18 protein-coding genes and 2 pseudogenes are annotated in these 21,872 nt (G+C 63.3%); 9 read left to right on the top strand and 11 right to left on the bottom strand.

Annotated features, from left to right (window positions below; all coding sequences use genetic code 11):
* Positions 1-47: 47 nt before the first annotated feature.
* Entirely contained in the window at positions 48-1,721 is a 1,674-nt protein-coding gene (locus EPN51_RS19845) for an AMP-binding protein (RefSeq protein WP_293045845.1), read from the bottom strand.
* A 240-nt stretch (positions 1,722-1,961) separates the two neighbouring features.
* Here EPN51_RS19845 and EPN51_RS19840 point away from each other — a divergent pair, with 240 nt between their 5' ends.
* Positions 1,962-2,600, top strand: a complete 639-nt coding sequence (locus EPN51_RS19840; RefSeq protein ID WP_293045842.1) for a TetR/AcrR family transcriptional regulator — start codon at positions 1,962-1,964, stop codon at positions 2,598-2,600.
* A gap of 26 nt (positions 2,601-2,626) precedes the next feature.
* Here EPN51_RS19840 and EPN51_RS19835 read toward each other — a convergent pair whose 3' ends face one another.
* The 7 genes from EPN51_RS19835 to EPN51_RS29060 all read right to left on the bottom strand — a co-directional run bounded on the left by EPN51_RS19835 (position 2,627) and on the right by EPN51_RS29060 (position 9,714).
* Positions 2,627-4,339 (bottom strand): FAD-binding protein, encoded by a 1,713-nt coding sequence (locus EPN51_RS19835; RefSeq protein ID WP_293045839.1) that lies wholly within the window; start codon positions 4,337-4,339, stop codon positions 2,627-2,629.
* On the bottom strand, positions 4,339-4,581 hold the full coding sequence (locus tag EPN51_RS19830; protein ID WP_293045836.1) for a lipoyl domain-containing protein: 243 nt from the start codon (positions 4,579-4,581) through the stop codon (positions 4,339-4,341). The genes EPN51_RS19835 and EPN51_RS19830 overlap by 1 nt, the downstream gene beginning before the upstream one ends.
* The gene (locus EPN51_RS19825; RefSeq protein WP_293045833.1) at positions 4,581-5,564 is read right to left on the bottom strand and encodes a transketolase C-terminal domain-containing protein; all 984 of its coding nucleotides are present in this window, start codon (positions 5,562-5,564) and stop codon (positions 4,581-4,583) included. Before EPN51_RS19825 ends, EPN51_RS19830 begins: the two co-directional genes overlap by 1 nt.
* Entirely contained in the window at positions 5,561-6,538 is a 978-nt protein-coding gene (locus EPN51_RS19820) for a thiamine pyrophosphate-dependent dehydrogenase E1 component subunit alpha (protein ID WP_293045830.1), read from the bottom strand. The genes EPN51_RS19825 and EPN51_RS19820 overlap by 4 nt, the downstream gene beginning before the upstream one ends.
* Positions 6,535-7,917 (bottom strand): SRPBCC family protein, encoded by a 1,383-nt coding sequence (locus tag EPN51_RS19815; protein ID WP_293045827.1) that lies wholly within the window; start codon positions 7,915-7,917, stop codon positions 6,535-6,537. The genes EPN51_RS19820 and EPN51_RS19815 overlap by 4 nt, the downstream gene beginning before the upstream one ends.
* A gap of 162 nt (positions 7,918-8,079) precedes the next feature.
* On the bottom strand, positions 8,080-9,261 hold the full coding sequence (locus EPN51_RS19810; RefSeq protein WP_293045824.1) for a CaiB/BaiF CoA-transferase family protein: 1,182 nt from the start codon (positions 9,259-9,261) through the stop codon (positions 8,080-8,082).
* A gap of 60 nt (positions 9,262-9,321) precedes the next feature.
* Positions 9,322-9,714, bottom strand: coding sequence for a lipoprotein LpqH (locus EPN51_RS29060; RefSeq protein ID WP_366509466.1), 393 nt, complete (start codon positions 9,712-9,714; stop codon positions 9,322-9,324).
* 412 nt (positions 9,715-10,126) lie between these two features.
* Here EPN51_RS29060 and EPN51_RS29055 point away from each other — a divergent pair.
* The 6 genes and pseudogenes from EPN51_RS29055 to EPN51_RS19785 all read left to right on the top strand — a co-directional run.
* Positions 10,127-10,375, top strand: a pseudogene (locus EPN51_RS29055) (acetyl hydrolase); the annotation flags it as partial.
* 132 nt (positions 10,376-10,507) lie between these two features.
* A pseudogene (locus tag EPN51_RS19805) lies at positions 10,508-11,245 on the top strand (alpha/beta hydrolase); the annotation flags it as partial.
* Between the two features lie 2 nt (positions 11,246-11,247).
* Positions 11,248-12,090 carry an SDR family NAD(P)-dependent oxidoreductase gene (locus EPN51_RS19800; protein WP_293045818.1) on the top strand — a complete coding sequence of 281 codons (843 nt, stop codon included), beginning with the start codon at positions 11,248-11,250 and terminating at the stop codon, positions 12,088-12,090.
* A 24-nt stretch (positions 12,091-12,114) separates the two neighbouring features.
* Positions 12,115-13,035, top strand: a complete 921-nt coding sequence (locus EPN51_RS19795) for a ferritin-like domain-containing protein (RefSeq protein WP_293045815.1) — start codon at positions 12,115-12,117, stop codon at positions 13,033-13,035.
* The gene (locus EPN51_RS19790; protein ID WP_293045812.1) at positions 13,032-14,537 is read left to right on the top strand and encodes an NAD(P)/FAD-dependent oxidoreductase; all 1,506 of its coding nucleotides are present in this window, start codon (positions 13,032-13,034) and stop codon (positions 14,535-14,537) included. Before EPN51_RS19795 ends, EPN51_RS19790 begins: the two co-directional genes overlap by 4 nt.
* Before the next feature lie 14 nt (positions 14,538-14,551).
* Positions 14,552-15,466, top strand: coding sequence for a MerR family transcriptional regulator (locus EPN51_RS19785; protein ID WP_293045809.1), 915 nt, complete (start codon positions 14,552-14,554; stop codon positions 15,464-15,466).
* A gap of 346 nt (positions 15,467-15,812) precedes the next feature.
* Here the strand turns inward: EPN51_RS19785 and EPN51_RS19780 are convergent, their stop codons facing one another.
* Both EPN51_RS19780 and EPN51_RS19775 read right to left on the bottom strand, forming a co-directional pair.
* Positions 15,813-16,829, bottom strand: coding sequence for an acyl-ACP desaturase (locus EPN51_RS19780; protein WP_293045806.1), 1,017 nt, complete (start codon positions 16,827-16,829; stop codon positions 15,813-15,815).
* 164 nt (positions 16,830-16,993) lie between these two features.
* Positions 16,994-18,346, bottom strand: a complete 1,353-nt coding sequence (locus EPN51_RS19775; RefSeq protein WP_293045804.1) for a salicylate synthase — start codon at positions 18,344-18,346, stop codon at positions 16,994-16,996.
* A 344-nt stretch (positions 18,347-18,690) separates the two neighbouring features.
* Between EPN51_RS19775 and EPN51_RS19770 the strand changes: the two genes are divergently transcribed.
* Both EPN51_RS19770 and EPN51_RS19765 read left to right on the top strand, forming a co-directional pair.
* Positions 18,691-18,903, top strand: coding sequence for a hypothetical protein (locus tag EPN51_RS19770; RefSeq protein ID WP_293046347.1), 213 nt, complete (start codon positions 18,691-18,693; stop codon positions 18,901-18,903).
* Positions 18,904-19,182: 279 nt separating this feature from the next.
* Positions 19,183-20,418: a sodium-dependent bicarbonate transport family permease gene (locus EPN51_RS19765; RefSeq protein WP_293045801.1), complete on the top strand. Its 1,236-nt coding sequence runs from the start codon at positions 19,183-19,185 to the stop codon at positions 20,416-20,418.
* 4 nt (positions 20,419-20,422) lie between these two features.
* Here the strand turns inward: EPN51_RS19765 and hemW are convergent, their stop codons facing one another.
* Complete coding sequence (gene hemW / locus EPN51_RS19760; protein ID WP_293045798.1) at positions 20,423-21,595, bottom strand: radical SAM family heme chaperone HemW; 1,173 nt, start codon at positions 21,593-21,595, stop codon at positions 20,423-20,425.
* Positions 21,596-21,872 lie beyond the last annotated feature (277 nt).

Raw genomic sequence — 21,872 nt, 5'->3', positions numbered from 1 at the left:
CCGCCTCCACTTCCACGCCTCCCATAGGCAAGTCCGACAGGTAGCCACTACACCGTTCCGGTGGCTGCCGGTTTCTTGGGGGGCTTGGTCGGCTGCCAATCGGTGGACTGGACAGTCCTGTCCCAGGTAGCAGACCCGACGCCTTTGTCGCGCAATAGAAACTTCTGAATTTTGTTCGTCGGCGTCGTCGGAAACTCGTCGACCACCTCGACGAAGCGCGGAACAAAGAAATACGGCGCTTTGTCGTCCATGAACTTGCAGAACTCCAACGGATCAACGTCGGTGCCCGGCTCGCGCAGCAATACCACCATGAGCTCCTCTTCGTGCTCGAGTTCCGGCACGGTGACACCCACCGCCGCGGCATTGGCCACCCCAGGGAATTGGCGCGCTATGTGCTCGACTTCGAACGTTGATGTGTTGCGGCCCTTATGGCGCAGCGAGTCTTTCTTACGGTCGACAAAGAAGATCTCGCCGTCGGCGTCGCGACGGCCCAGATCGCCGCTGTGGTGCCACATATTGCGAAATGTGCGCAGCGTTTCCTCGGGCTGACCCAGGTAGCCGGTGAATATCGAGTACGGCACCCGCGGCCGCACGCAGATCTCCCCCACCCCGTCGGTGCCGACCTCCTCGTCATTGTCATCGAGCAGCTTCGTCTCGACCAGGTCGTCGTCGAGCGTGTAGCCCGATGAACCGACCTTCAAGTCGTAATCCGAGGAATAAAACGTCGCGCCCATGACCTCGCTCTGCCCGAAACCGCTTCCGACTCTTTGGATTCCGAAACGCGACATAAACGGGCGCAAGATCTGCGGGATCACCGGATTCATGACCAGGGTGCGAAGCGGGTTGTCGGCGTCGTCGTCGCGCTCAGGCTGACCAAACAAATAGACCTGCATGGTGCCCAGAGTCATCGTGTGGTTGGCGTCGAAGTGGCGGAGCCGATCCCAGAAGTTCGACACCGAGAACCGCTTGTCCAGCGCCGAACGGTTACCGGTGATCAATGCCGGATACACGCTCATGATCCAGGCGCCCGAGTTGTACATCGGCATGCAGTAGTAGAAGGATTCCCCGTCAAGGACCCCGTCGCGGTATACGGTGTTATGACGTTGCGGCCACAGCGTCCACACCGCATGCGGCTGCATGACACCTTTGGATCGCCCGGTGGTGCCCGAAGTCCATAGCACCGCGCTCGTCTCACCGTGGTGCAGCTTGATACGCGACTTGTGGGGCTGGCAACTGGCAAAGTCATTCAATTCGGATATCGCCGCATCTGCGAAGTCGCCGGAGTCGACCCAATCGGTGGTAGAACCGTGGACCACAATGTGCTCGAACGGCAGTTCACCGCATCGAGCAACCTCGGGCAGTAGGTGCTCATCGACTACCAGCACCCTTGAACCGATCGCGGTCAGCAGTTCGCGCAGCCACTCGCCCCGATATTCGGTGGACACCGGGGACCAGACGGCTCCGAGCCTGTTGATACCGAAGGTCGTGGCCGCCAGCGCGGTGGAGTTTTCCATCAGGATCGCCACGGTGTCGCCCTTGCCCACGCCCAGGTCGGAGTACCCCGCCGCGTGGCGACTGGCAAGGTCGTCGACCTGCCCAAAGCTCAGCTCGCCGTCGTCGTCGATCAGATAGGGGCGATCGCCGATGGTCTCCGCCTGTATACGCAACACGTCGACTGGGATGCGGTGGGCGACGCACCCCAGTGGATCGATGATTTGCATCACGCTTCTCCTCGCTACGACCTGCGGCATGCGCTCATCGCCGCGTCGGCGACTCTCCTATGGCAACGGCCGGAGATCCGGGCGAGCCGCACATTGGCAGCGTCCGGGGACCGCCGCTGTGTCAACTGCTGACCTGGTTCACCCAAGGATTCTCCGCTAAATTCTTGTGGTTCCGGCCACATTAACGGTTAAATGATTTAACGTCAAGCGAGCAACACTCGCTTAGGAACGAGCAGATAAATGCCAGACACCCGATCGCGTAGATCCAGCGCGCAGGTCCGAGGCCTGATGCTGGGTGCTGCGCGAAAGCTATTTCACCGCAAAGGCTTCGACGCGACCAGCACTCGTGAGATCAGCATCGAAGCCGGCGTCTCGGAGTCGATGCTGTTCCGTCATTTCGGCTCCAAGAACGCGATATTTCAGGAGGCTGTACTCAAGCCGTTCGTGGAGTTCGTCCAGCAATACATATCCGACTGGACATTGTTGTCGACCGCCGCGCGCCAACCGGAGCGACTGGCGCACAGCTACGTCAGCGGGCTATTTCAGCTGTGTCGCGACCACCTCGACCTCATGAGCTTCATCAGCGCCACACGCCCTTCCCACCCCGACAATCATCCGGGCGCCGACGCGCGGTTGCTCATCCACGAGCAACTCGACGCGCTGGTCATGCAGGTCGGCCGCCACCACGCCGAGCGGGGCATCCAGCCGGTGATGGATCCCCAGCTGTCCGTGCGCTTTGCGATCGCCATGGTTGTCGGCGCGGCCCAACTCGGGCCGGAGTTCTTTGGGGTCGGCGAGCGACTGACCGATGAAATCGCGGCGTTCGTCGTACGCGGAGCGGGCAACAGCCCAGCGCAGCAGCAGTGTGATAACACTTGACCTCACGCCGACAGGGATGCCAACCGCTAGGATTGGCCGACCGCCTCCTTGCGGTGATCGCCAGGTTGTCGGGCATTCAAAATGTGTTGAGCGGCAATCCAACCGAACGCAAAGGAGGCGCCGATGCTCGCACCCGCACCGGGATACGTGCGCCCCATGACGGACGCGGTGCAGTTGCCGGTCGCATAAAGCCCACCTATGACTTGGCCGTCTCGATCGATGACCCGGGCATGCTCGTCGGTCAATAGGCCGCCGCTGGTGCCGACATCGCCGGGGTAGAGTGCGACGGCGTAGAAAGGCGGCTTGCTCACCGGTGCGACACAAGGATTGGGTTTCGTCCGTGGGTCACCGTAGTAGCGGTCGTAGGCGCGTTCGCCCTTGTGAAAGTCAGGATCTTTCCCGTCGACAGCGAAGCTGTTGAACCGCTCGACGGTCTGGCTCAGCCCCGTTGGGTCGATCCCGCACTGCACCGCAAGCCCTTCGAGCGTGTCGGCCTTCCGGATATAGCCGCTTGACAGCCATTTTCGTGGCGTGAAGCCGCCAGGGAACAAACCCCACATGTACCGACGCCGGTTGTTACTGTCCATCACCCACCAGCTCGGCACTGCGGGAACGTCCTTATTGCGTTCGTACATCGCCTGCCCGACAGCCATGTAGGAAGCGGCTTCGTTGGTGTAGCGCTGTCCGGAGCTGTCGACCATGATCGCGTGCGGTTTGGACCGCTCGTAAACGGCGTAAAGAGGCGATCCGTCCGGTTGGACCGAGCTGGGAATCCACCAAGCTTCGTCCATGAGCCCCGTTGCCGCGCCCAGGCGCATCGCGTCCTCGATGATCTCGCCGGTGTCGCCCGGGTTGGCGACCGTCCACTTCGTCGATGCGGGTTGACGCCCGTACTTGCCGCGCATCGCCTCGTTATGGGAGAACCCGCCCACGTTGATCAGGACCCCGTGGTTAGCGCGGATGCGCACCAACTTGCCGTGACGTGTGGCGGTTACGCCGACCACGCGTCCACCGTCATCGGTGATCAGCTCTTGCACTGGCGTGGACGTCCAGACCGGGATGTCGGCACGTAACGCGGCCAACAGCATCCAACCCTGCAGAGCGACCCCGGACCCATAAACCGTGCGGCGCCGCGTCGCCGCCCCGGCCATTCGGGCGCCTACCTTGACGGCGGTCCAAGCCGACCGCAGGGTACGGCCTCCGAGTACGACAGGGGCGACTTCACTGGTAAACATCGGGATCGCCGGCAACGTGTCACTAACCCGCAGCCGCCGCTGCCAGGGCCCCAGCTGGGTGGTGTCGAACAGCTCGGTCTCGATGGAGCGACCACGGGCCTTACCCCCGGGCAATTCGTCGTTGTAGTCCGAATAGCCTTCGCAGTGCCGAAACGGGATACCCTGTGCCTCAAGGAACTCCACCATTGGGTCCACGGCATCAAGGAAGGCCGCGACACGCGCCTCCGAGGTTGAGGGCAAGTCGTGCCCGACCAGGTTGGCGAAGTAACGAAGAGCGTCGGCCCTGCTGTCCTGAACACCGGTTCGCCTGGAGACGGGGTTGTCTGGGAGCCAGAGTATTCCGCCGGACATGGCGGTAGATCCGCCCATCACGTCGGCCTTTTCGAGCACCAACGTCTGCAGGCCGGCCGCATCGGCGGCAAGTGCAGCGCACATCGAGCCGCCGCCGCTGCCGACCATGACGCAGTCCGTAACGACGTCCCAATCCTGGCGGTCGCCAGCCATCAGTCCGCCGTGATCTCGGCGACGAGCGTACCGACCGGGTAGGTCTGGTCGATCTCGCCGATGAGCCGAATCGTGCCTGCCACAGGAGAGGTAATCTCCTGCTCGACCTTGTCCGTGGCCGCCACGTAGATCGGGGTGTCGGTCTCAACGCGATCACCATCGGCGACCAACCACTGCGACAGCGTCGCCTCATCAACCGCCATACCCAGCTTCGGGATCTTGATGCGGTAAACCAGCGGCATCACATCACCTTCCGAATCGCCGCTTCGATGCGCTCATCGTCATACATGAACGCTTGCTCGAGTGGCCGGCTGAACGGGACCGGGCAGTTACGCGAACCGACCCGCGCGACGGGTGCGCGAAGCGTGCCGTGCAGTTCCTCGGCGATAAGCGCCGACACTGTCGCCCCCACCCCGAACTGCTCGACGGCTTCGTGCACCACCACCGCGCGTCCCGTTTTAGCGACCGACTCGAGCACTGTGCGCTTATCGAGCGGTGAAATTGTCCGCAGGTCAACGACTTCGATGTTGATACCTTCGCCGCCAAGGCGTTCGGCGAGCGCCAGCACCTGGGCAACGGGCCGACCGTAGGAGATCACGGTGACATCAGATCCCGCCCGCACAACGTTGGCTTTGCCCAATGGGATTCGCAATCCCGGTTCCGGAGCCGGCCCTTTGTCCCAGTACGTCGGCATCGTCTCGATAAAAATGCATGGGTCGTCGTCGAAGATGCAGGACAGCAGGAGACCCTTGACCTCAGCCGGCGTCGAGCCCGTGACCACCTTCAGACCCGGCACGTGGGCGAACCAGGCTTCGGGCATGTCTGAGTGTTGGCCACCCGAACTCATGCCTGCCCCGCTCATGGAGCGAATGGTCAGCGGGACGCCGGTCTGGCCTCCGGACATGAAGCGAATCTTTGCCGCGTGGTTGACAATCTGGTCCATCGCCACGGAGAGAAAGTTAGCCAGCATGATCTCGGCGACGGGTCGCATTCCGGCGATAGCGGCTCCGACGGCCGCGCCGGCGATCGCCTGCTCACTGATCGGGGTGCTGCGAACTCGGTGGACACCGTGTTTGGTGGACAGGCCGGCTGTCACCTTGGCGACACCGCCGCCCTCGCAGTCGGCGATGTCCTCGCCGAGCAGGAACACCGAATCATCGGTAGACAACGCTTCGTCGAGCGCCAGGTTCGACGCTTGGGCGAACGTGATGGATTGTGTTGTCATACCAGTACTTCCTCTGCATAGACGTCGTGGCCAAGCTCGGAGACATCCGGGTATTCACTATTCCTCGCGAATTCGAGCGCATCATCGAGCTGCTGACGCGCCGCGTCCTCGATGGCGGTCAATGCCGTCTCGTCGGCGTGACCGTCGGCGATGAGTCGTTGACGCAGTGCAGGAACGGGGTCCTTGGCCATTCGATCCGCCATGATCTGCTCGTCGATGTAGCTCCCGTCGTCACCAAAGAAGTGACCCATGAATCGGAAGGTCTTGGCCTCCAACAGTGTCGGGCCATTCCCTGCGCGCGCCGACCAAATCGCGTCAGCGGCTGCCTCATACATTGCCGCCGGGTCGTTGCCGTCGACGGTCACGCCAGGTATGCCGTAAGCGACCGCACGATCTGCGACGTTGGCGCAGCTGGTGCCGTTCGCGTAAGACGTGTGTTCGGCGTACTCATTGTTCTGGCACAGGAAGATCACTGGTAACTTCCAGAGCGACGCGAGATTGAGCGCCTCATGGAATGCGCCGATGTTGCTCGCGCCGTCGCCGAAGTTAGTGACGACGACCCGCTGCTCACCACGCAGCACCGCCGCCAGGGCCAAGCCATTGGCGATGGGCAAGCCGCTGCCGACGATGCCGGTGGTGAGCATGACGCCGGATTCGGGGTGGGTCACATGCATGGGGCCGCCCTTGCCCTTGCACGAACCGGTGACTTTCCCGAAATATTCGGCCAGCAAAAGACGCAACGGCACACCCTTGGCGATCTGGTCGTGGATTCCGCGGTAGGTGGTGACGACGTAGTCCTCTGGCCGCAGACTGGCCGCAGTCGCGGCTGCGACGATCTCCTGTCCTCGCGGTGAGTAGTACGACAGCGCGATCTCACCGGACATCAACAGACTTCGGATCCGTTCATCGACGAGCTTAATAAGTGATGCGGTGCGGAAGATGTCGAGAAGTGTCTCGGCGGCGGGTTGGCTCATCGTGTGCCCTCCGTGGCGTCGGTCGGTTCGAGATACTCATGCAGCACCCGATGGAAATTCGAGATCGGCCGCTCCTGAACCGGATTCGTCCTCGAGCCGGTAAAGCCTCGTGACTTCATGCCCTGTTGGACATGGTGCAGGTTTTGGAAGTCCTGCGGCAGGATGCCGCCCCAGTCGTCGTGTTCTTCCCAGTGCGAGAAGAACTCTCGCTGCAGCGGTGGCTCCTTGCCCTCGGCGTAACGCGCTAGCGACCAGACATCGAAGCGGCACGAGTCCGGGTCGTCGCCGTTGGGCCGCGACCGATACCACAGCGCGCCGTCCATGTACGGCAGCACGATGAGGTTGGGGAACATGTGCCAGTCGATGCCGGCGCGAACGATGTTTTCGAAGGTCAGCCCGTCCGGCCACCCCGCACCGTCCTCGATGGCGGCTTCCCGCTGGAAGATCATCGACTGCATGAGCACCACCATGGGGTCCTCGTCTTCGGGGACATCAGTCAGCAGTCGCTTGGCCGCCTCGGCGTCGCGCGTGGTGTAGATAGCGCGCAGGTCGCGCTCCATGCACTCCATGAAACCGACCAAGCCCTTACGGAGATCCTTCGGAACCTCACCACCTAGGCGCCTGGACGGGAAGCCCAGCGGACGGTTATCCGGTGGGTAGGTGAACATGGCATGCTTGCCGAATGCCTCGCTGACCGTCCAGTCATCGGTGAACCGCAGCAACTGCGGGTGCGTCGCCTGAACGTGATAACCCTCGTTGAAGGCCTCCAGCGCGATCTTCCAATTGCAGGGCAGAATCACCGATTTGTACCAGCGGTAGCGCATCTTCTCGAACTCGTAGCCGTCGAAGATTTCGGGCACTGGGGCCAAATACTCCCGCAGCGGCTGCGGGGAACCCTCCATCGTCACGAAGACGAATCCACCCCAGGTGTCGACCTTGACCGTCTTCAGCGTGATCTCGGGATCCTGGATCGCCCCCTTGTAGTCGTCACGGTCGACTACCTCGCGCGGAGTGCCGTCCAGGTTCCACCGCCACCCGTGGTAGCGACAGTAGAAATTCTTGGCATTGCCACACCCCTCGGTGAGGCGACGACCCCGATGCTGGCACACGTTGTAATAAGCGGCGAGCGTCGTGGCATCCAACCGTGCCACGATGATCGATTCGTCGGCGATTTCGTAGGTGACGTAGTCACCCGGGTTGGGGACCTCCTCCAGACGGCAGGCCACTTGCCACACATTCGGCCACAACCGTTCCTTTTCCAGCGCGATGTACTTCGGTTGGTAATAAGGCTCTTTGGGAACGAAGTCGTCACGAACGGCGCCGTTTGTGACACCGGCGACGGTTTCCCGCGTCGCCGGTGGCTTAGTCAGGTCAGTCACATCTTCCCCTTGGCGGTGTTGTACATCACACACTATACAGTGATCACTGTATAGTAGCGCAGACGGTTGTCAACGGAGGCCTGCAACGGTGCTACCGATCGCGAAGGTGCCACCGCGCCAGCGCAATCGATGGATTTGGCACCCCGCCTGGTTTCGCCACCCTTACTGAGAATCAGCGGTGTGCAACCAGTCTCGAAGGACGTCTCGCTGGTGTTCGTTGAAGTCCGGAGGCGGCGCCAGCCCCTGCCCCGCCCGACTATCCGAACCATGCCAACGGACCGCCGTGGCGACCACTGGCCATTCGCCGGGCTCGCCCGAGACGATCGCCCGTTCAGCGTAGTGCGTCGTACCCATGATCGCGGGCACGTCGTAGAGCGGACCACCAGGAACATCCCAATCGAGGAATCGCTGCAGCCATACGTGCGAGGCCTCTTTGGCGAACTCTCGAGCCAGCTCGACCCGCAGATCGGCCTGGTTATCGCCGAAGGCGATCTCGGTGCCGTCATGCCATTCGATGAGATCCGAGCGACCGATTCCCTCACAGAATCGGCGCCAGAACTTGGGTTCAAGCGCGCCCAGGAGGACCAGCCGGTCATCGCTGGCAAGGTACGTGTCGTACAACGCCTGCGACGGTGTCTCGCGCAAGGAAAACGGAGTATTGGTCTTCGTGGCCATCGCAAGTTCTGTCCGATGGGACTCGACCAGCGCATCCCAGCAAGACAGGTCGATCCATTCGCCGGCGCCACCGGAGCGAACGGACACCAACGCGGCAGATATGGCCATCGCGGCGGCCATCGCGCCAAGCTCGTTTCCCCAACTGGTGAACGCCCAGCCGCGGTGGGGTTGTCCATCGCGCCAGTCCACGTTGAGCGTGTCGCCCAGGGCGTCCATGTTCAGCCCGTGGGATGGCAAACTTGCCCATGGACCGGTTTGGCCAAAGCCGGTGATTGAGCAGACAATCAACTCCGGACGCTGCTCGCGTAGGCGCGCGAAGTCCACACCGTGCTCAGCCCAGAAGCCGGCCAACTGGTTCTCCACCACCACGTCGGCGACCGATATCAACTGCAGCAACAGGTTCCGGCCTTCGACGGTTCGGACGTCCACGCCAATGGAGCGCTTGCCCCAGTTTTGGGCCATGTGCTGAGGGCTGCGCATATCGTCGGCGTACGGAGGAATCAGTCGGATGCGGTCTCCGATCGGCGGTTGCTCGACCTTGACCACGTCCGCGCCCAGCGCAGCTAACTTGCCAGAGGTGAGCGCGGCGGGCACCAGAATGCCCAAATCGAGCACCTTGACTCCGCGCAGAGGCGTGTAACCGTCCATGATTTTGTCGTTGCCTTTCATGGGTTGCTCGACATTGACTTTGGCAGCGGCGCTGTCGGCCGCCCTGTCACGGCATCGGCGTCAGCACGCGAACTGGATACGAAAGTCGCCAGTCGCTCGGAAGGAAGGTCGCGCGGTATCGTAGCCATTGGCCACCCCAGATATCTGGAACGTCGAGCCTGCCACCCGGGCCTCAGCATCTCCCTGCAGGTTCAGCAGGTAAGAACCGGTAAAGCCTCCGACGTTGGTGATCTCGACCGAAACCGCCTTGATCCCGACCGCGTCATTCGCTATGGCGCGCAGTCTCGAGTCCCCCTCGCCCGCTGCCACAGCGGTATACGAGCCGACCCGGGTGCACCCGGCGTGTCGTGGAGTATTCACAGTCTGCCCATTGATGGCGACATCAATGGTCCCCGGCGCTAGTGCTCGAGGTGGAGATGCAGCGCGAGGCACACCTGATGAACACGCAGTCATTCCAAGTAGCGCCGCCACCACCCACAAACCAGTAAGTCGATGCATCGGGGCCTCGCATTTCGGGCGTAGGTATAAGCGATAAATTATATAACCGTTTCTATTGCCGCGCCGCTACCCCATCAACAACGAAGGTGCGGATGGCTCGGTTCTGATCGGCCGCGCCGCCTCACCCTCCACGATGTTTATCGACGCGGCGATTATCGCAACGACTTGTCGGCAGCAGGTTTCCAGACCGACTGCTCGCTACCGACGGGATGGGCGTTCGCTCGGGTGTCCGCAGTATCAAGCTAAAAATAGCGTTGCGTTTGGCCAAGCAGGTTTCTGATGAGCAAGCATCATGCCGTCGAGCTCCCCAATGCTGCGCTAAAAGCTGCCATTGACTAATGTCACCATTTAGTATTGACTGCATTGCATGACGGACGGCGTTCCGGCCCGTGGCTCGTTGCGATCCCGCGGCGCGGCGGCGGTAAGTGCGTATACGCTGCGGCCGATCACCAACGTGATTCCGCCCGAGCGGGCCTGGGGGCTATGGCTATCGCGCCAGATCATCGCCGGGATCATGGGAACCCTCGGGCCTTCGCTCGCGTGCACTCGGGTCGAACCGGTCGACACCAGGCTGCCCGACGGCCGCCGAGTCAAGGGCGAATGGGTGTACGGGCCGCGAACGCCCACCAGCGAAACCGAGCGCTCGTCGACCGTCACTAACCCGATGGGCGCCGGCTCTTCTCGCGAGCGAGCTCGCTCGTCGACCGTCACTAACCCGATGGGCGCCGGCTCTTCTCGCGAGCGAGCTCGCTCGTCGACCGTCACCGAAGCCATCTACTACGTGCACGGCAGCGGCTACGCCGTGTGTTCGCCAAAGACGCACCGGCGGTTGATATCCTGGCTGTCGTCGTTGACCGGCCTGCCGGTGTTCTCCGTGGACTACCGACTGGCCCCGCGTCACCGCTTCCCCACCGCGGCCGACGACGTCCGCGCGGGTTGGGACTGGCTGGTGAACACCTGCGGAGTACCGCCGAAACAGATCGTGATCGCCGGCGATTCGGCGGGCGGTCATTTGTCCGTCGACCTGCTGCTGCAACCCGAGGTCGCCGCCAATCACCCTGCCGCACAAGTGTTGTTGTCTCCCCTGTACGACCTCACGTTCGCGCTGTCACTCGCGCGTGAACGGATACGCCCCGACCCCGCCACCCGGGTGGCGAACGCGGTCCGCTTGGTCGGCCTCTACCACGGCGGCGTCGAGCTCACCCATCAGCGGCTGACGCTCGACGTCGCGGGCGGCCCTGCGCTTCCGCCCACCCTGATCCAGGCCGGCGGGGCCGAGATGCTGCAAGGGGACGCGCGCCAACTCGCCGACGACATCCGAAACGCCGGCGGCAGATGCGAATTACAGATCTGGCCCCATCAGGTGCACGTCTTCCAGGCGTTGCCGCGCATGACCCCCGAGGCCGCCAAGGCCATGGCCTATGTCGCGCGATTCATAACCCATGCCCTGCAGGATGCCCGCGCCCTGGCCGAGGAGGCCCGCTAACGATGTTCGGACTCAACAAGCCCAAAATCAGCCGCGGCGCCACGGCGGTGGTGACCGGCGCCGGAAGCGGCATCGGCGCCGCCTTCGCCGTCGAACTCGGCCGTCGCGGTGGCGCGGTCGTGTGCAGTGACATCGACCAGACCGCGGCCCAACAGACGGCCGATACGATCACCGAGTACGGCGGCAAGGCGACAGCAATCCGGTGTGACGTATCGCGATTCGACGACGTGCAGGCGTTGGCCGAGCAGTCGCAGACCTGGTTCGGAGCGCCACCCACGTTGGTGATCAACAACGCCGGTGTCGGCGCCGGCGGTGCCGCCATCGGCGATGCGCCGCTGGATGATTGGCTGTGGACCCTGGGGATCAACCTGTGGGGGCCCATCCACGGCTGCCACGTGTTCACCCCAATCCTGCGCGACGCCGAGCCGTCCGGCACGCCCCGCGGCATCATCAACGTGGCCTCGGCGGCGGCGTTCGGCGCCGCTCCGGGGATGGCCGCCTACAACGTCAGCAAGGCCGGTGTGCTGTCACTATCGGAGACCCTGGCCGCCGAACTGGCCGGCACACCGGTGCGAGTCACCGTGCTGTGCCCGACCTTCGTCAAGACCAACATTCTCCAGGCCGGCCGCATCAGCGAACAATCCAGCGAACTTGCCGCAAAATTGATGCGCTGGACCGGATTATCCGCGGAGAAGGTAGCGCGGATCTGCCTGGACACACACGACCGTGGCGAGCTGTACTGCATGCCGCAGGTCGACGCCAAGATCGGCTGGAACATCAAAAGCCTTGCCCCGCAGACCTATACGCGCACGGCCGGCCTGCTCTCCCGCATCAACCTGCCCTGAACACCGAACGCAAAGGAGCTCCCGGTGGCCATCGACATGGAAGCCATGCTCGCCAAGATCAAAGACCGGCAGTGGGCACTCGCCGATATCGACTGGGACGCGCCCGGCGCCGAAATGATCGGTGCTGAACGGCGGCCACAGCTGAAGGCGTTCATGGCCGACCTGTGCTGGATCGAGAACATCGGCGCCAGGGGCTTCGCGGCGCTGGCGAAGAAAGCACCCACACCGACCATCGCCGAGATCTACCGCTACTTCCACGCCGAGGAGCAGCGTCACGCCAATGCCGAACTGGCGCTGATGAAACGCTGGGGCATGCTCACCGACGGTGAGATTCCCGAGCCGAACGTGAACATTCGACTGGCGATCGACTGGCTGGACCGCTGGGCCGACGACATGCCACTGTCTCTGCTCGGCACCGTCATTCCGATGCTCGAAGTCGCACTGGACGGCGCCCTGTTGAAATTCCTCCTCGACGAGGTGCACGACCCTGTTTGTCACCGGGTTTTCGAGAAGATCAACAATGACGAATCACGCCATCTGGTCGTCGATTTCGAAGTTCTCGACATGATCGGGCATGCGAAGATCCGGCGGTTGCTGATCGACTTCGTCGGTCACAATGCCACTCCGGGTCTCATCATCGGTGCGATCATGGGTGCACCGCTGATCAACAGAATCCGCAACGAGATCACGGCCATGGGTATGGAGCCCGAGCGGCTTTACCGGGCTGTGAAACGCTTCAAGGAGCTTGGTGACCGCGGCGAACGCACCAGACGGGTACCGACTTATCGTTTCCTGAGGCGCTACGCCGGAGTGGTCACAAATCCACGCCACCCCTACCACCTGCTGGCGAATTCGATGGTGTGGCTTTCCGACCGATACCCGCGGCCCCTGCTTCCGTCGGTACCGACCTGGGTTGGGGAACTCACCCACGAGCCGGCGGCGTGAGCATGGCCACCAACAACCGTGCCCACGCGGCGCTCATCGTCGGAGCCGGCTTCACCGGACTGGGCGCGGCGATCCAATTGGCCGAAGCCGGGGTCGGCGACATCGTGATGCTGGAGCGTGCCGACCGCGTCGGCGGAACGTGGCGCGACACAACGTATCCCGGTGCCAGCTGTGACGTCCCGTCGCTGCTGTACTCGTACTCGTTCGTCAAGAACCCGACCTGGTCGCGAACCTACTCTCCCGCACCGGAAATCCATCGCCACCTCGAGGACATGGCGGACAGGTTCGACATCCGCGGCCGCATCAAGTTCGGCCACGAAGTCAAGGACTTGACCTTCGACGAGGAAACCGGCGTCTGGACCGCGACCACCAAGAACCGCAAGAAATTTCGCGCCCGCAGCGTGGTGTTGGCTTCCGGCCCGCTATCCGATGTCAGCTTCCCCGACCTCCGAGGGTTGGACAGCTACCGCGGGCACAAGATCCACAGCGCCCGCTGGGATCACGACTACGACTTCGCGGGCAAGCGAGTCGCGGTCATCGGTACCGGCGCCAGCGCGATCCAGATCGTCCCCGAGTTGGTCAAACGGGCCGAGTTCGTCAAGGTGTTTCAGCGCACGCCCTGCTGGGTGCTGCCGCGCCTGGACGTCGCCACCCCACCGGCCGTGCAATCCTTGTTCGCCAAAGTCCCCGCCACTCAACAGCTTGCGCGCCAGGCCCTGTACTGGGGCCACGAAGTCAGCGCCACCGCGCTGGTGTGGGACACGCCGCTGACGTCGGTGATCGCCCGGCTTGGGCGGGCACACCTGCGCGCTCAGGTGAAGGATCCGTGGCTGCGGCGCCAGCTGACGCCCGACTTCAGGCCGGGCTGCAAGCGCATGCTGGTCTCCAGCGACTATTACCCGGCGCTGCAACGCGACAACTGCAAGCTCATCGACTGGCCGATCGCCACGTTGAGCCCGGCCGGCATTCGCACCAGTGACGGCATCGAGCATCACCTCGATTGCATCGTGTTCGCGACCGGTTACGACGTGCATCTGACCGGTCCGCCGTTTCCGGTCACCGGCGTCCCCGGCCGCTCGCTGGCCGCCGAATGGGCCGGTGGCGCACAGGCTTACAAGAGCATCAACGTGCACGGCTATCCGAACCTGTTCGTCATGACCGGCCCCAACTCCGGGCCCGGGCACAACTCGCTGCTCGTCTACATCGAGGGCCAGCTGGACTACGCGGTCCGCGGTATCACCACCATCCTCAACGACGACCTGCGTTACCTCGATGTGCGCGAAGAGGTTCAGCGTCACCACAACGAGGCCATTCAACGCCGGCTCACCAAGACGACCTGGATGTCGGGCTGCCGCAGTTGGTACCTCACCAAGGACGGATTCAACGGGTCGATGTATCCCGGCTTCGCCACGCAGTATCGTCGCCAGATGAGGGATTTCCGCTACGAGGACTACCAGGCCGTGGCGCGTCACGCCCGGACGCACGCCACCCGGCCCGCCTGAGACGCCGCACTGACATGGCAACCGAGCGTGCGTCGCGACCCGAGCCCGGCACCATCGCCAGCGTGCTGCACAACGTGCGGCGCGCGCCCAAACGCGTGCGGCGCCAATCGCGCGAATACCGCCAACTCATCGAGGGCGCGGTGTCACAGCTTTTCGACGCCGCGGTCCGTCACCCACACGGCGCCGCGAACTCCGGTGAGTACCGAATCGACGACCTGGCGCGGCTGGCGGGCACCACGACTCGCAACATCCGCGTCTACCGCGACCGCGGACTGCTGCCCCCACCACTGCGCGTCGGGCGGATCGCGCTGTTCAATGACACCCACCTGACCCGGTTGCGGCTGATCACCTCGATGCTCGACCGCGGCTATACCATCGCGCACGTACGAGAAATGCTGAGCGCGTGGGAGGAAGGCAAAAACCTCGGCGACGTGCTGGGCCTCGAAACCGCCATCGCGGGCCCGTGGACCACCGAGAAGCCGGAAACCATGCTGCTGGTCGACGCACAGCGACTCGTCGACGACGCGCACGCGTTCGAGCGCCTGGTGGCGCTTGCGGTGATCCGGACTGACGGGCCCCGCGCCACCATCACCCGCCCGAAACTGATCGAAGCGTTCAACGAGATCCGCGGCTATGGCGTCGAATTCGACAAGCTCATCGACCTGCACGAGCAGATTGTTCCGGAGATCGACAAGATCAGCGACTTGTTGGTGCGCGCGGGTGCCGAACACGTGCTGGACCGCATCAAGCCCGGCGAGCCGCTGCCGGCCGATGCCGAAATCGCCGAGCTGATCACCATGCTGGTGCGCTTCCGGACTCAAGCGGTGGCAACGGTCACCGCCACGCTCGCATCGTCGATCGAAGCCAATATCGAGTCGCTGGTGAGCCGCATCTTGGCGGACTATCTGGAGTCGAGCTCGTCGGCCTGAGCGGCTGTGGCTTTCGGGATTGTCCTCGGCCGCCTCGCGCCGTGAGCGCGCAACTCAAGACATTCGGCTGCTAACCCAGGGTGCAAGTAAGGGCAGGCTCGCATCCGACAGTCGCCACACAGCTCGCGGCCGTGGGGAAAGTGAACGCCAGCATCACGGCAAGAATGACTTTCGATTTAAGACCAGACACGAATACTCCATCCCGTTGAAGTTGGGACAGATGCTAAGCGCCGCACCGGGAAAAAACATGAGAATGGCCGATATTCGCTACCAACCGTTTAGTAGACATTGAGAATTAGGTCTACCTGTGGGGTCAGCTATTGCCCTGGCCTGCGCACAACCATACTCAGTGTCCACTCAGCGTTAATGTGCCCTTCGTTTTAAGCACTTTGCTGGCGGTGATCTTCTCGGTCCTGCGCGCCTCGCGTTCGAGGTAGCGCTGCTTGGATTCGTCGAATTTTTCGGAGGCGTCCTGGAGTTCCTTGACCAGTAGCGCGAGGTCGTCGCGCATCCGGGCGGCCTCGCCGGTAATGTCTTCGCGTTCAAAGATGCGCCACTTCTTCAATACCGGCATGACCACTTCGTCAAGATGAATGCGCGGGTCATAGACACCGCCGACGGCAATGATGACCGCCTTACGCCGAAACTCGGGCACCGTGAATCCGGGCATCCTGAAGTTGCGCAGAATCCGATGCACCGACTTCATCGCTTGATTGGGTGCGATGTCCAGGCCCGCCGCACTCACGTCCCGGTAGAAGATCATGTGCAGGTTCTCGTCATGCGACACCCTGGCCATCAGCTGCTCGGCGATGGTGTCGTTACTGACTTTGCCGGTGTTGCGGTGCGAGACCCGGGTGGCCAATTCCTGGAACGAGACATACATGACCGAGTCGAACAGACTCTCAGCAAACATATCACCCTGCTGGTTCTGCCCGGGGCTGAAGCCTCTGGTCATTTGCTCGAGCCGTAGCTTTTCCAACTCCACCGGGTCGACGGTGCGGGTGACGACGAGGTAATCGCGCAACGCGGTGCTGTGTCGGGCCTCCTCCGAGGTCCACCGATTCACCCACTGCCCCCACGGACCGTCCATGCTGAAGTTCATCGCGATCTCGCGATGATAGGACGGCAAATTGTCCTCCGTCAGCAGGTTTTGGACCATCGCCACCTGCGCGACGTCGGGCAACTGGGTCTGCCCGGGCTCCCAGTCCTGGCCGTTCAATGCGTGGAAGTTTTTGCCGTCCGACCAGGGAACGTAATCGTGTGGGTTCCATTCCTTGAACATCGAGAGGTGGCGGTTGAGCAGGCGCTCGACCACCGGCTCGAGCTCCTGCAGTAGCTGCAGGTTAGTCAGGTCCTTGGACACGGAACCTCCCAGTTATCTGTGATGGCCAGTAACACGCAATATTACTGTGTCATGCGGTTACATAAAGATGCCACGCCGCAGTCGTCGCCAAATAGGGCCGAAGGTCCCTACGGCCGAATCGTGACCAGGCGACCGGCTACCAGGGCCGGCAGGCGATCAGGCGGCTACTGGCGCGCGATCAGATACGGCGCGAGCGTGGACAGCTTCTCGCATGTCTCTTCGAATTCGCGCTCGGGCGTGGACTCTTCGATGATGCCGGCACCTGCCCGCAACCAGGTCTTACCGTCACGCTCGTAGGCCGCGCGCAGCGTCAGCGCCGCATCCAACCCGCCGTCGGCTGAAATCATCACGACCGCACCCGAATACAGCCCACGCGGTCCTTCGTCGAGGCGCATGATCGCTTCGACTCCGCCCGCTTTCGGAATGCCCGACGCCGTGACCGCCGGGAACAGCGCTTCCAGCGCATCCATCCGGTCGTTCGACGTACCCAGGCGCCCACTGACCGTGGATCCGAGGTGCTGCACGCTCCCTCGTTCCCGCACCGTCATGAAATCGGTGACGACCGCGGTGCCTGGCTCGGCGATCTCGGTCATCTCTCGCAGCGAGCTCCGCACCGAAATCGCGTGCTCGACAATCTCTTTGGAGTTCGACTCCAGGTCGTCGCGAGCCTCGCGGTCACGCAGCGCGCCACGACCGAGCGCGCGGGTGCCCGCCAGCGGCTCGGTCACCACGACGCCGTCGCGACAAACCGCAGCGACCAGTTCGGGGCTGTAGCCCACGGCACGGGTTCCGCCCAGCCGCAGCAGAAACGACCGTACGGGGGTGTTGTGCCGACGGGCCAGCCGGTAGGTGGACGGGAAATCGAGCGCGAAAGGCACTTCGAGAGAGCGGGAAAGGATCACCTTGTGGTAGCGGCCCGCCACGATCTCTCCTACGGCCGACGCCACCCGATCGCGGTAGTCCGAGGGGTCGGCGACGACGTCGACCGCTGATGCGTCGCGGAGAGCGGGCACACCGTCGCCGAGCACGCCCAGCACCACGTCACGGTGGTCGGCCGACGCATCGAACAGACGGACCGCCTCCCGGGACACCACAATGCGACCGTGGGGCCAAAACACCCGGGCCAACGGAGTTCCCGGCGCCAGGCGCTGTTGCAGCCCGTAGCGATAGACCCCGAATTCGAAGGCGATCCAGCCGAAGAGTTGGTCTGTTTCCAACAACAGCCGGTCGATGGCTTCACCCAGCGTCGGCCCGGGTCTCCCCGACCACTGTTGGCGCTGAATCACACCATCGCGGATCACCCGCAGCTCGTCGCTGTCCAGCTCGATCATGGCGCGCACACCGGTGGCCAGGACCCATTCACCGCCGCGCTCGTAGAGCAGATACTCCTCCCCGACGCGCTCGGACAGCACCACGGCCAGTTCGGCCGCCAGGTCCGCCGGGTCGATATGGACGGGGAGGGGGAACGACGGCGATGCAGAGCCGGCGGGACTTGTCTCGACGCTGACCTCGGTCACGGTTAGTAAATGTAGCCTAACCTATGTAGCTGTGCGCAACCGATCCCATCGAGTTGCCCCTGATTCGCGCATTCAGCTAAAACTCCCTCGGAGTTAAAGCCCGATCCGATCCGAGGTCACCCGCCGGAACACCTCGACGCGTCGGCCCGGCCGCCGCGTTCGCGCAGCTAGGCGAGGTGCCGCCGGTTGCCGCGGACCGGTCGGCACCGCCCATCTGTGAGGCTCGCCACTTCGAACGTTTCCCAACCGTTTACGTCGTGGTTGCGCAACGAGCGGCCCTGGCCGCGAGACTCGTCTTAGCACCACTGCCCGCCCGCCTGGATCCGCTGGATTGGAGGAACAACGTGTTCATCATCCGGCTTTCCAATGGCGAGGAAGTCCATGCGAGCGAAGGCGACGAGCTCGAAATCAATCAACAGACCGGTGTGCTTTCGGTTTCGCGCATCGACGGTTTCGAGGAAATCACGACGCACTACTCGCCATCGGCCTGGCTGTCGGTGACCCACCGAAAAAAGGGAGCCGGGGTCAGGCCCTCCCTTAACTGGGCCACCCGCTGATCCATTATTGACTACACAGTAAATGCACAGCACATTCACATCAGACTCACTCCCACCGCCTGGTCGTCGAACGACGGATTCCGTCTCGCCAGAATCGCTTCGACCTGCACCGATACCGCGACAAGGACGCGCGGTGGGCCGGATTTCGCCACTTTGCTCTCGAGTGGCAGGGCGGCACCGTCGGCGTTAGGTTCTTGACGATCCTCGGGATGTTTCGTGGTTGCCGCGCTTTGCGACGGTGCTCCCCGTAGATCACGGGCCCAAACAACGGAGGCATCGATGCTGCAAGAGTTCTGGCATAACTTCACCCACAACCTCTTCAAGCCGCTGCTGCTGTTTTTCTACTTCGGGTTTCTGATCCCCGTCCTGAAGGTGCGGTTCGAATTCCCCTACGTCATCTACCAGGGGTTGACCATGTACCTGCTGCTGGCCATCGGCTGGCACGGAGGTGAGGAACTCGCCAACGTCAACGCCTCCAGCGTCGGGGCCATTGTCGGATTCATGGTGGTGGGCTTCGTGCTCAACTTCGTGATCGGCTGCATCGCCTACCTGTTGCTGACCTGGCTGACCTCACTTAAGAGTGTCGACCGGGCGACGGTCGCCGGTTATTACGGCTCGGATTCGGCCGGAACATTCGCCACCTGCGTGGCCGTCCTGGCCGCCGTCAACCTGGTATTCGATGCCTACATGCCGGTCATGCTGGCCGTCATGGAGGTTCCCGGCTGTCTGGTGGCGCTGTATCTGGTAGCGCGACTGCGGCATCGGGGCATGGACTCGGCGGGGTACATGCCCAACGAGGCCGGCTACACGCCACCGGTCAAGGTCGGAGTCGGTCCCGGTACCGCGGCAATGCCCCCGCATGGCCAAAGCCTTGAGGCCGAGCACGAACGCGGCATCGAGCAGGAGCTGGAGCTCTCGATGGAAAGGCTCGACCATCCGGACTGGGAGGCCGACCGAACCCCGGGAGGCAAGAAACCGCCCTTCTTCTCCCGCGAGCTCATGCAAGAGGTTTTCCTCAACCCCGGGCTGGTCCTTCTGTTCGGCGGAATCATCATCGGCCTCGTCAGTGGTCTGCAAGGCGAAAAGGTCGTTGCCGCCGACGACAAGTTCTTCGTGTTGGCATTCCAGGGCGTGCTCTGCCTATTCCTGCTCGAGATGGGCATGACGGCCTCCCGCAAGCTGAAGGACCTGCGCTCGGCGGGCCCCGGATTTATCGTCTTCGGTCTGCTGGCGCCAAACATCTTCGCAACGCTGGGGATCATCACCGCCCACACCTACGCCTACCTCACCCACACCGACTTCAAGCCGGGAACATACGTGCTGTTCGCGGTATTGTGCGGCGCGTCGTCCTACATCGCGGTCCCGGCGGTCCAGCGTCTGGCAATCCCGGAGGCCAGCCCGACCCTGCCGCTGGCCGCCTCACTGGGTCTGACGTTCTCCTACAACGTCACCATCGGAATCCCGCTCTATATCGAGATCGTCCGCATTGTCGGGCACTGGTTCCCAGCGACCTAGCGACCTAACCCAGCAGCGTCCTCACCACCGCGTCGGCCAACAACCGTCCGCGCGGAGTGAGGACGAAGCGGTCGCCGCCGGACACCAACAAACCATCGGCACCTAGGCCCTGGGCGCGTTCCCGCTCGGCGGAACTCAACACACTTACCGGAAGCCCTTGGCGCAGACGGACTTTCAACAACACGTCTTCGGTGTGCAACGTCTCGGCGCCGAGCTCCTCGAATCCCGCCACCGGCAGCGCGGCCGCCGACAACCGCTCGGCATATGCGTTGGGGTGCTTGACATTCCACCAGCGGGTGGTGCCGACGAACCCGTGCGCGCCCGGTCCCGCTCCCCACCACTGCCCGCCATCCCAGTAGCCGAGGTTGTGCCGGCATTCACCACCCGGGCGCGACCAGTTGGAAACTTCGTACCAGGACATGCCGGCCTCGGAGAGTCGCGTGTCGACCAATTCATAGCGGTGCGCCAGCACGTCGTCGTCGGGAGCGGCCAGTTCACCGCGCCGCACTCGCCGGGCCAGGGCGGTGCCTTCCTCGACCACCAGCGCATACGCGGAGACGTGATCGACGCCGGTGGCGATAGCCGTGTCGACCGACCGCAGCAGGTCGTCGTCGGACTCCCCCGGAGTTCCATAAATCAGATCAAGGCTGACGTGCTCGAATCCCGCGGCCAGCGCCTCGCGTGCGGCGGCGGCCGATCGGTTCGGTGTGTGAATGCGGTCGAGGACCCCCAACACCCGCGGCGCCACCGATTGCATCCCCAGGGACACCCGGGTGTAGCCGGCCGCTCGGATGGCGTCGAAGAGGTCCGGCCAGGCCGACTCGGGGTTGGCCTCGGTGGTGATCTCGGCATCTGCTGCCAGCGGAAAGTGCTCGCGCACCATGTCCAGCAGCGTCACCAGGCGGGCGCCGCCGAGCAGCGAGGGCGTCCCGCCTCCGACGAACACGGTGTTCACCGGCGGCGCTTGTAGCCGCGCGGACGCCAGTTTCAGTTCCGTCCCCAGCGCGCTCAGCCAGGCGTCGGGATTGACGCCCCCCAGCTCCGCCGGGGTGTAGGTGTTGAAATCACAATAGCCGCAACGTGTTACGCAGAACGGCACATGCACGTAGATGCCAAACGGCCGCCCGGCGCTCACCCGCATGTCGGGCAGGTCGACCGGCTCCTCGCGAATGGCCATGCCAAATGATCCCACGCCCGGCGGTGGGCACGGGACCGTCGATCCGGCCCGCGCCGGCGATCGGCGCATCCTGATCTCCCGATCCAGGATCCGGTTGCGCAGGACCCCCACCCCGTTTGTCCGGGGACTTTTAATCATCGTGAACCGAGATTTGACCTTGTCATCTACCAAGACATCGGTGACAGTTCTGTGTCAGGACATCGGTGATAGTTTGGGCGGTTTTGGTGGTGACACTTCTGCCCCAGGGTTCGGGTGGTGGCTGTTAATGAACCCATCG

It is taken from the genome of Mycobacterium sp., assembly GCF_004298145.1.
In the GTDB taxonomy this organism is placed as follows: domain Bacteria; phylum Actinomycetota; class Actinomycetes; order Mycobacteriales; family Mycobacteriaceae; genus Mycobacterium.
Note: the sequence above shows the minus strand (reverse complement) of the source record. Positions and strands in the feature narration are given on the sequence as shown.

Excerpts from the sequence above, each read along its gene's own strand:
- EPN51_RS19835 (WP_293045839.1), bottom strand. The coding sequence starts at position 4,339 with ATGGCTGGCGACCGCCAGGATTGGGACGTCGTTACGGACTGCGTCATG.
- EPN51_RS19800 (WP_293045818.1), top strand. The coding sequence starts at position 11,248 with ATGTTCGGACTCAACAAGCCCAAAATCAGCCGCGGCGCCACGGCGGTG.
- EPN51_RS29060 (WP_366509466.1), bottom strand. The coding sequence starts at position 9,714 with ATGACTGCGTGTTCATCAGGTGTGCCTCGCGCTGCATCTCCACCTCGA.
- EPN51_RS19825 (WP_293045833.1), bottom strand. The coding sequence starts at position 5,564 with ATGACAACACAATCCATCACGTTCGCCCAAGCGTCGAACCTGGCGCTC.
- EPN51_RS19820 (WP_293045830.1), bottom strand. The coding sequence starts at position 6,538 with ATGAGCCAACCCGCCGCCGAGACACTTCTCGACATCTTCCGCACCGCA.
- EPN51_RS19840 (WP_293045842.1), top strand. The coding sequence starts at position 1,962 with ATGCCAGACACCCGATCGCGTAGATCCAGCGCGCAGGTCCGAGGCCTG.
- EPN51_RS19765 (WP_293045801.1), top strand. The coding sequence starts at position 19,183 with ATGCTGCAAGAGTTCTGGCATAACTTCACCCACAACCTCTTCAAGCCG.
- EPN51_RS19830 (WP_293045836.1), bottom strand. The coding sequence starts at position 4,581 with ATGCCGCTGGTTTACCGCATCAAGATCCCGAAGCTGGGTATGGCGGTT.
- EPN51_RS19810 (WP_293045824.1), bottom strand. The coding sequence starts at position 9,261 with ATGAAAGGCAACGACAAAATCATGGACGGTTACACGCCTCTGCGCGGA.
- EPN51_RS19785 (WP_293045809.1), top strand. The coding sequence starts at position 14,552 with ATGGCAACCGAGCGTGCGTCGCGACCCGAGCCCGGCACCATCGCCAGC.
- hemW (WP_293045798.1), bottom strand. The coding sequence starts at position 21,595 with ATGGCCATTCGCGAGGAGCCGGTCGACCTGCCCGACATGCGGGTGAGC.
- EPN51_RS19845 (WP_293045845.1), bottom strand. The coding sequence starts at position 1,721 with ATGCAAATCATCGATCCACTGGGGTGCGTCGCCCACCGCATCCCAGTC.